This window comes from Bradyrhizobium sp., assembly GCF_016213215.1.
Taxonomy (GTDB): domain Bacteria; phylum Pseudomonadota; class Alphaproteobacteria; order Rhizobiales; family Xanthobacteraceae; genus Bradyrhizobium.
In genome coordinates, this window is the sequence record NZ_JACRAW010000095.1 from 1 (window position 1) to 2,247 (window position 2,247).

General features: G+C 62.3%; 5 protein-coding genes. All 5 read left to right on the plus strand.

Features of this window, described 5'->3' with window-relative positions:
• Positions 1-339, plus strand: a 339-nt coding sequence (gene ilvN, locus HY852_RS16000; RefSeq protein ID WP_291605746.1) for an acetolactate synthase small subunit, incomplete at its 5' end; no start/stop codon positions are given.
• A 42-nt stretch (positions 340-381) separates the two neighbouring features.
• Positions 382-672, plus strand: a complete 291-nt coding sequence (locus tag HY852_RS16005; RefSeq protein WP_291605747.1) for a type II toxin-antitoxin system RelE/ParE family toxin — start codon at positions 382-384, stop codon at positions 670-672.
• A 6-nt stretch (positions 673-678) separates the two neighbouring features.
• Complete coding sequence (locus HY852_RS16010) at positions 679-972, plus strand: HigA family addiction module antitoxin (protein ID WP_291605748.1); 294 nt, start codon at positions 679-681, stop codon at positions 970-972.
• Positions 973-1,048: 76 nt separating this feature from the next.
• Complete coding sequence (locus tag HY852_RS16015) at positions 1,049-1,282, plus strand: hypothetical protein (protein ID WP_291605749.1); 234 nt, start codon at positions 1,049-1,051, stop codon at positions 1,280-1,282.
• A gap of 201 nt (positions 1,283-1,483) precedes the next feature.
• The coding region (ilvC, locus tag HY852_RS16020; protein ID WP_291605750.1) for a ketol-acid reductoisomerase at positions 1,484-2,247 on the plus strand (764 nt) is incomplete at its 3' end.

Consider the following 2,247-nt stretch of genomic DNA (forward strand, 5'->3'; position numbering starts at 1 on the left):
ACGGGCACGCCGATGGTGATCGAGCAGATCAAGAACCAGCTCGACCGCCTGGTGCCGGTGCACCGCGTGGTCGACATGACGCTGACCGGCCGCGCCATCGAGCGCGAGCTGGCCATGGTCAAGGTGAAGGGCAAGGGCGAGAGCCGGGTCGAGGCGCTGCGACTGGCCGACGCCTTCCGTGCCCGCGTGATCGACGCCACCACCGAGAGCTTCGTGTTCGAGATCACCGGCAACAGCGACAAGATCGAGCAGTTCGTGGCGCTGATGCTTCCCCTCGGCCTGGTCGAGGTGGCGCGCACCGGCATCGCGGCCATCGTGCGCGGCCCGGCGGGGATGTGAACCGAGGTTTGACAATCGTACGGTTATACCGTACAGTTGATTATGCGGATCATCGGCTTCCGTCATAAGGCGTTGGAGCGATTTTGGCGGGATGACGATATCCGCGGATTGCCGCCAAAGCAGGTCGAAAAGATTCGCGCTATGCTGACGGCAGTGAGCGAGGCTGAAAAGCTCGTCGAGATCGAACGATATTCCGGGTGGCGTCTGCATCAACTGAAAGGCGACCGTCGAGGCACATGGGCCATGGTCGTAACGCGTAACTACCGGCTTACATTCAAGCTCATAGAGAAGAACGTCGCAGAGATCGATCTTGAAGATTACCACGGAAAGTAGCGCACCATGCCGATGAAGAATCCTTCGCATGCAGGCGATGTCATTTACTGGGGCGTGCTGGAACCGCTGGGGATCAGCATTACTAAGGCGGCCGAAATCCTTGGCGTGCGCCGTGCAACCTTGTCGGCCGTGGTGAACGGCAAGGCATCATTGTCGCCCGAACTTGCACTACGGGTCGAAAAGGCATTTGGCCCCGAGGTCGATCACCTGTTGCGCATCCAGGCGGCCTACGATGCGGCGCAAATCCGCAAGCGGGCGAAAAACATCAAGGTTAAACGCTATGTGGCCAAGGCTGCGTGATATGCCCCTCGGCCTGGTCGAGGTGGCCCGCACCGGCATCGCCGTCATCGTGCGCGGCCCGGCGGGGATGTAGCCGATGGCGCTGACCATTCTGGCCATCCCGCTGCTGGTCATGGGCGTGCTGACCTCGCCCTATACGACGCCGGAAGGCCAGCGCTGCTTCAACGTCGGCTTCGCCAAACAGGGCGGCACCTGCTTCGAAGCCGGCTCGCAGATGCCGGAGACCATCAAATACGGGCTGGTGGCGGCCAGTTTTCTGCTGCTTTATGCCGGCCGGCGGCAGATCCAGCGCAAGCGGGACGGGAAATAGGGAAATGCGTCGCTATCGATAAATTTCGTCATGCCCGGCACTCGGGTCCGGCTTCGCCGGCCCGAGCACAGGCCCTTGTGCCGGGCATCCACGTCTTGCTATCGACTGCCGCACATAAAGCCGTGGATGGCCGGGACGAGCCCGGCCATGACGTTCGATAGCGAGTGGCCTCATCATCGGCCCGACTAGGGGTAAGAAATCATGCGTATTTACTACGACCGCGACGCCGACCTGAACCTGATCAAGGGCAAAAAGGTCGCCATCATCGGCTATGGCAGCCAGGGCCACGCCCACGCGCTCAATCTGCGCGATTCCGGCGTGAAAGAGGTGGCGGTGGCGCTGCGCAAGGGCTCGGCCGGCGTGAAGAAGGCCGAGGGCGAGAAATTCAAGGTGATGGAAGTGGCGGAAGCCGCCAAATGGGCCGACGTCATGATGATGCTCACCCCCGACGAATTGCAGGGCGATATCTATCGCGACCACCTGCACGCCAACATGAAGCAGGGCGCGGCCATCATGTTCGCGCACGGCCTCAACGTGCATTTCAACCTGATCGAGCCGCGTCCCGACCTCGACGTGCTGATGGTGGCGCCGAAAGGCCCCGGTCACACCGTGCGCTCGGAATACCAGCGCGGCGCCGGCGTACCCTGCCTGCTGGCGATCCACAAGGACGCCTCCGGCAACGCCCACGATCTCGGCCTGTCCTATGCCTCGGCGATCGGCGGCGGCCGCGCCGGCATCATCGAGACCACCTTCAAGGAGGAATGCGAGACCGACCTGTTCGGCGAGCAGGCCGTGCTGTGCGGCGGCGTGGTCGAACTGATGAAGGCCGGTTTCGACACTCTGTGCGAGGCCGGCTACGCGCCGGAGATGGCCTATTTCGAATGCATCCACGAGATGAAGCTGATCGTCGACCTGATCTACGAAGGCGGCATCGCCAACATGAACTACTCGGTGTCGAACACCGC

Coding starts and splice junctions, on each gene's coding strand:
- HY852_RS16015 (WP_291605749.1), top strand. CDS start 1,049: ATGGCGCTGACCATTCTGGCCATCCCGCTGCTGGTCATGGGCGTGCTG.
- HY852_RS16010 (WP_291605748.1), top strand. CDS start 679: ATGCCGATGAAGAATCCTTCGCATGCAGGCGATGTCATTTACTGGGGC.
- HY852_RS16005 (WP_291605747.1), top strand. CDS start 382: ATGCGGATCATCGGCTTCCGTCATAAGGCGTTGGAGCGATTTTGGCGG.